Genomic DNA, 6,484 nt, shown 5'->3' with positions numbered 1-6,484 from the left:
CGTGACCACGCCGACCCCGGACACGGTGGCAATACTCGCATCATTGCTACCGTAGGTGACGGTGCGCGCCACACCTGGATCGGCATCGACGGTGACGGCCAGTGCTTGCTGCTGACCCACGAGCAGCTCCAGCCCCTGCGGGGCACCGCCACCGATCGTACCCCTGCCGCCGGCACGACCGTCACCGCCGCCGATGCCGCGATGTCCGGACGGGCCCGCGACGTCGCCGTGATCACCGCCGTTCCCTCGGCCAACGCCGTGATGACCCCCGTGGATGAGACCGAGACGCGGCTGGGATCCACGGAACTCCAGATGACGGTTCGATCCGCACCGGAGTCGGCTGCGACCACCGGCACGAGCGGTGACGTCTCGCCCACGCGCAGGCTGAGCGTGGCCGGGACGATCGCGACCTGCCGCACGGTGGGTCCGGGGAGGACGGTGATCGTGGCGCTCGCCTGCACCTCGGCGCGCACCGTCGACGTGGCCGTGATCACCGCGACTCCCTCGGAGATCCCCGTCACGATGCCATTCGCCGTCACCGACGCCCGGCGCGGATCGGCCGACGACCAGCGCACCGTGCGCACGGCCCCCGAGTCGGCGTTCACGAAGGCCACCATGACGAGGGTCTCGCCGACCCGAATGGCGGCGCCGCCTGGCGACACGACCACCGACGTGATGGCCGGCTCCGGCGGCGGAGCGACCACACTGACGTCGTCGCCGCACGCTCCCAGCGACAGCGTCGCCAGGCACGCGGAGCTCACCAACGCACGGCGCACGAACCAACTCATGAAGGCACTCCGAGAGGGAAGTCACCCCATCCGACAGGCGCGGGGCGGGAGGCGCAATGTGACGCTCGTTAGGTCACGAGGACCAGAGCGCGGAGGGCCGCGATGCACGAGTGTTGCCGCGCGAGGTGAGCAGAGTGACCTAGTAGGGAGTTGCAGATACCGAACCGTGATGCAGCCGACACCGTGCGATCACACTCGGCGTGACACACCGATGCGCCGACCGCTGCCTTCGACCGGGTGGCCGCGGGAACTGGCCGCGGCGCGCATCGCGCGTTGGTCGCTGGCCGGCAACCGTGACGCCGCGGTGACGCACGCGGTGCGTGCGCGCGACGACGCAGCGGGTATCGCTGGCGACACACTTCCCGCAGAGTGCACGCGTCCCGTCTGGAGCGCCTGACCATGTCGATCGTATCCCTCACGCCGCGGAATGCGCGCAGCATCCGATGCGTGCTTCCACTCGTGCTGCTGGCCGTGGTGACCGCGGTATTGCCGCTCGACGGCGCGACGGTTGTCTCGCGCGTAACGCGGCCAATCGCGACCGCCACGCGGCAGCCCGTGCGAGGCGATGACGACCGCGCGAGTGTGCGCGACGGTGTGCGCGAACGGGCCCGCACCCCGCGGCGCCGACACGGTGGTGGCGCGGCGCGTCATCGGCGCCACGGGTGCACGGCATGTCGTGCGCGACACCGAACGGTGGTCGGCCTCCGCGATTCACGAGTTGCGCGCGCCGGTCATCGTTGCGGCTGGCGGCACGCTGGTCCTTGAGCCCGGGACGCGGGTGGAAGGGCGACCGGGGAGCTACCTCTCCGTGGAACGCGATGGACGACTCGTCGCGGACGGCACCCTGACAGAACCGATCGAACTCACCTGCACGAGCGTCCCCCGATACGAAGGGTGCTGGGGCGGTGTGACGCTCGCCGGCAACGCCACGATCAACCACGGACTCCCGACCAGTCCCGCCGCCCGAGGAGTCGGGGGCGCCGGATGCCTGGAGGCCTCGATCGGTCAGCGATCCTTTGGCGGATGCGACGACGCCGATTCCAGCGGCGTACTGCGTTTCGCTCGCATTGAGTACGCGCGTGATGGGTTGCAGCTGCTCGGCGTCGGCGCCCACGCTGGTCGACTACGTGCAGGTCAATCGCAGCCGCGGAACCGGGCCTACCGTCCACGGTGGAACGGTCGACGTGCGCCGCCTCTTCCTCACCGCCAACCAGGGGTTCGGCATGGCGTGGTTTGGGGATGGACCGGCCGCGGGCAGTTCCTCACAATCCAGCAGGATGCCCAGGGACAGCGCGGCGGGCTGCGCGGCAGCAACGCCCCCGCGGAAGGAAGTCCAGCGCAGCTCGGCAGCCCCCGCTCCAACCCCACGTTGTACAACGTGACGGTGGTCGCCCCTTCAACACTGGCCAACCCGCATCATGGCAGCTCGCCCGCCGCCATCGTGCTCGCCGAGGGGACGTCCGGGTCGCTGCGCAACGTGCTCCTGTACGCGCCGCACGTGGGATTCGACCTGCGCGACGAGCTGACCTGCGTGACGAACGACGGCCCGCCCCCGACGCTTCGCAACGTGCTCGTCGCCGGTGCCGGGAGCGTCGGCAGCCCTGACGCCGACGCCGCCTGCGGTGGCTACGCCTCGCCCGACGCCGAAGCTCAGTGGCTCGCCGATCCTGCCAACCAGTCGGCGATTGTCTCGGACCCGACCCTCGTTGCAGCCCTTCAACCGGCGATCGACCTCTCGCTTCCGGACCTGCGCCCGCTGACAGGGAGCGCGGCGGCCTCCATGCCCTTGGCGTCCCCACCGAACGACGGGTTCTTCCTCGCATCCGCGCCGTTTGCGGGGAGCGTGGCCGTCGCCACCTCGGCGCGCAACAACATTCCGTGGTATTCCGGCTGGACCGTCGCCTCCCCCTACCCCCGTACCGGGACAGGTGATTGGGACGGTGGGCGCCGCGCCGCGCGGCCCGTTCGGTGGAGTCGCCGTCAGCTCCGCATCCGGGGTATCGACCACGACCGCGTCGAATGGCGACTACACGCTGACGCTCGCCGCTGGCACCCACACGCTGGCCGTGTCACAGCTCCCCGGCGAATGCGCCTCGCCCGCGATCACCGTCAACGTGCCGAGCGGCGGAGTGCCACCACCTCCCTCCCGGTCTCGTGCACCGCGGTCACGGAGGTGGCGCCGGCCCCGTTGCAAGTGTGCGCCGCCACCCAGGACGGTCGCACGCTCTGCTGGGGGAGCAACGACCAGGGGACGCTGGGGACCGGGAGCGTCTCGGCACCGTCCGCCCTCCCGGTGGCCGTCGTCGCGCCGTTCCCGCTCACCTCGCTCACCAGTGGCTACTCCCACACCTGTGCCGTCGGCCCAGGCGGGGTGGCCTATTGCTGGGGCCTGAACGCCTTTGCCGCGTTAGGCATCGGGACACTCGGTGGCGCCGCGGCCACCCCCACGACCCCCGCCAGCGGCGGGGTGTCGTTCGTGGCGATTGCCGCTGGCGGATACCATACCTGTGCCCTGACCAGCGCTGGCGAGGCCTGGTGCTGGGGTTGGAACCTGGAGGGGCAGACGGGAATCGGCGCGGTCGGCTCACCGGTGATCCTCCCGCAGCGCGTGGCGGACGGGGGCTGCGCTTCGTGCAGCTGGCGGCTGGCGACAGCCACACCTGCGCGCTGACGGCGACGGGGGCCGCGTACTGCTGGGGCGGCAACGGCCGAGGCGAGCTTCGGGGACGATCCGGCCACCATCGGTGCCGTGCGCTCGACACCGTTCCCCGTCCCCGGCGGTCACGTCTTCGTGTCGATCGACGCCGGTCGGACGCACACCTGCGGCGTGACCACCAGCGGGCAGGCGCTGTGCTGGGGCGAGCGCGATGCCGGGCAGACCGGTGACGGGACGGTCGGCGGTGCGACGATACAACCCTGCTCCCGTCAGCGGCAACGCCACGTTCGCCTCGATCAGTGCGGGCAGCCAGACCACGTGCGGTATCACCACCACCGGCACGGCGCTCTGCTGGGGACGCGGCGATGGAGGACTCCCTGGGCGACGGCAGCGTGACCCCTGCCGTCGCGACCCCTGTTGCCGTAAGCGGGGACATACCTTCGCCCAGGTCTCGGTGTCACTGGCCTCTGGACCCGGCGGCGTGGCGTGCGCGCGGAATACCCTGGGACAGGTGTGGTGCTGGGGCGCCGGGGGCCTGGGTCAACGAGGCGACGGGACGTTCACGCCGGCGGCGGGGACCCCCGTCGCGGTGCGCCTCCCCCCGCCGTTCTGAAACGCGCGTTCGCCCGACACCGCGTGCCCATCCGACGAGGCACACGTGCTGGATGGGACCAACGATCGGAAGCTGGGACTTCGGATGGAGCTTCCGCGGGAGCGTTCGCCCAAGCGCCCGCTAGAACTCCCAGTTCACCCCGATCGTCGGCAGCACCTTGAGTCCCACCGAGCGGTCCACGCGCTGCTCGCGCGGGTCCCACTGGAGCCCGGTCACGTTCTCGCGCGCGTTCACGTTCTGGATGTCCATGAAGGTCACGAGCTGCGTGCGCCCCACGCGCCAGCGTCGGTCAACGCGCGCATCCACCGAGAAGAACGAGGGAGGCGCTCCGCATTGTAGCGCGTGAAGTCGAGCGTCCCGGCATCCCCGCCGCGCTCGATGTACGGCGTGACCGGAAGGCCGGTCGCGGCGCGCATGCGTCCGCTCAGCTCCCATCGCGCATTGGGACGCCATCCGGCGACGACGTTGGCAACGATCGGCGTGTCGAAGGCACCACGCGTTGACGACCCGTCGAGCCCCGTGAACCACGTGTGGTTGTAGCTCACGCTCGCCACGCCATACACCGGCACCTGGCCGAGCTTCTTCTGCACGAGCGCCTCGCCCCCACACGCGCCCCGTACCGCGCGACGAGACCGGTTCGAGACCAAAGGGGATGTCGGTGAAGACGTCGTCGAATCCCGAGGGCTGCAGGACGGCGTTTGGGCGAAAGGTGCGGGCCGCGTACTGGGTGTAGCGCTTCACGAACCCCTCGAGCTGCCAGCGCCATTCGCGCCCCACCACGCGCTGCAGCCCCACCACCGCCTGGTCAGCGCGCAGCGGGGAGAGCGTCGAACCGTTGGACGGATCGCCGATGAGCCAGATGAACGGCGGCGGCTGGTGATAGCGGCCGAGCGACAGCGTCACGGAGGTGGCGGCATCAACGGCCCACGTCGCGCTCGCCCTCGGCGACAGCACGAACGACTCCGACAGGAAGTCGTAGTAGTCCCCGCGAAGCCCACCCGACAGCCGCAACGCCTGCGTCGCCTGCCACGTCCCCTGCACGTACGTCGCATTGCGGAAGGCACGGAATGTCGTGTCCACTCGTAACGGGCGCGTGTTCCCACCCGCATCGCGCCGCAGGACGCCCGGGATCGTCACGTCGTAGCGCAGCACGCTGGCCAGCTTGGCGATGTTCCCCGCATCGAAGCCGAGCGAGGGCGACACTTGCCAGGTCACGTCGCTGCGCAACGAATTCTCCCCTTCGCCCGTGTTGGCCTCGAAGATCTTCTGCGGCGGCGCAAGCGAGTCGAATTGCGCCGTGCGATAGCGCGTGTAGGTACGTCCCAGCGTGGTCGTCGCCACGCCACGTCCAAACAGGCGCTTCCACGTGAGGCCGGAGAAATACTGCCGCTGCGAGGGGGACAGGATGCGCGAGTTGTCCACGCGCTGATCGGCGTCGTCGTTGGTGAACGACACCTGGTCGACGGCCCCGATGGTCAGGAACGAGATGGCGTCACGTGTGGTCGGCCGCCACGTCGCCTTGAAGACCGCGTCGGTATAGCGGGGGATGAACGACTGTCCGAACGCCTTGAAGAGCAGGTCGAGATAGCTCTGCCGCACGTTGAACAGGAACGACGCCGTGCTGCCGAGTGGCCCCTCGACGATGGCGCCATACTGCGACGCGGCGAGGTTCACCTCGCCCGAGACGCGCTCACGGTTCCCCTCGCGCAGCGTGAGCACCGTCGCCGACGACAGGCGGTCGCCGTAGCGCACGCCAAAGCCCCCTGCCGAGAGCGTCGCGTTGTCGATGAACCGGATGTTGATGAGGGAGAGCGGCCCCCCGGTGTTCCCTGGGTCCCGAAATGGTTGATGTTCGGGACCTCGATGTTGTCCACGACGAAGAGATTCTCGTACGCAGCGCCGCCACGCACGAACAGGTCGTTGCGCCCGGCGGTGGTGGTGGCGATCCCCGGGGCGATCGACAGCGCTTGCAGCACGTCCTCCGACGCCCCGGGCGTGCGGCGCAGCTCCTCGGACGAAAGTGTCGTGCTCGAGACCGGGGTTGCGGCTGGCGGCTGCGACGGAAAGGCGCTGGGGCGCACCGTGACCGCCTCCAGCTGCACCTGCAAGCGCGTGAGCGCGAGGCTCACCACCACCGGCTTCCCCGCACTGACGGCGACATCGGCCTTGATGAGCGGCGCGTAGCCCAGGCGCCGCGCCTCGAGCTGCACGACGCCAGGACGCACGTTCACGAGCGTGAAGCGCCCGGCGTCATCCGACTGCGTGGCCGCCTCCTGCCCGATGACACGAATCGTCACCCCGGCGAGCGGCGCTTCAGTCACCGCATCGAACGCGCGGCCCGAGATGACCCCCGGCTCGGCGGGACGGCTGGCGGGCGTGGGTTCCTGGCCGTGAGCGGGGCGCACGGGCCACAAGGGGACGCTGAAC

General features: G+C 70.2%; 6 protein-coding genes. 3 read left to right on the top strand and 3 right to left on the bottom strand.

What is annotated here, in order from left to right:
- The coding region (locus IPN47_19025) for an Ig domain-containing protein (GenBank protein ID MBK9410096.1) at nucleotides 1-788 on the bottom strand (788 nt) is incomplete at its 3' end.
- 565 nt (nucleotides 789-1,353) lie between these two features.
- Between IPN47_19025 and IPN47_19020 the strand changes: the two genes are divergently transcribed.
- The 3 genes from IPN47_19020 to IPN47_19010 are packed head-to-tail and all read left to right on the top strand — an operon-like array spanning nucleotide 1,354 to nucleotide 4,057.
- Entirely contained in the window at nucleotides 1,354-3,459 is a 2,106-nt protein-coding gene (locus IPN47_19020; protein MBK9410095.1) for a hypothetical protein, read from the top strand.
- A complete protein-coding gene (locus IPN47_19015) occupies nucleotides 3,420-3,674 on the top strand; it encodes a hypothetical protein (GenBank protein MBK9410094.1) in 255 nt (84 codons plus the stop codon). The genes IPN47_19020 and IPN47_19015 overlap by 40 nt, the downstream gene beginning before the upstream one ends.
- A gap of 14 nt (nucleotides 3,675-3,688) precedes the next feature.
- A complete protein-coding gene (locus tag IPN47_19010) occupies nucleotides 3,689-4,057 on the top strand; it encodes a hypothetical protein (GenBank protein ID MBK9410093.1) in 369 nt (122 codons plus the stop codon).
- 120 nt (nucleotides 4,058-4,177) lie between these two features.
- On the opposite strand, the gene IPN47_19005 is transcribed toward IPN47_19010, so the two are convergent.
- The gene (locus tag IPN47_19005; protein MBK9410092.1) at nucleotides 4,178-5,809 is read right to left on the bottom strand and encodes a TonB-dependent receptor; all 1,632 of its coding nucleotides are present in this window, start codon (nucleotides 5,807-5,809) and stop codon (nucleotides 4,178-4,180) included.
- Nucleotides 5,728-6,378, bottom strand: a complete 651-nt coding sequence (locus tag IPN47_19000) for a carboxypeptidase regulatory-like domain-containing protein (GenBank protein MBK9410091.1) — start codon at nucleotides 6,376-6,378, stop codon at nucleotides 5,728-5,730. Before IPN47_19000 ends, IPN47_19005 begins: the two co-directional genes overlap by 82 nt.
- Between the last annotated feature and the right edge of the window lie 106 nt (nucleotides 6,379-6,484).

This window comes from Gemmatimonadota bacterium, from assembly GCA_016719105.1.
Lineage (GTDB): Bacteria > Gemmatimonadota > Gemmatimonadetes > Gemmatimonadales > Gemmatimonadaceae > SCN-70-22.
The sequence above is the reverse complement of the archived record's forward strand: the minus strand, read 5'-3'. Positions and strand labels throughout refer to the sequence as shown.

Coding starts and splice junctions, on each gene's coding strand:
- IPN47_19020 (MBK9410095.1), top strand. CDS start 1,354: ATGACGACCGCGCGAGTGTGCGCGACGGTGTGCGCGAACGGGCCCGCA.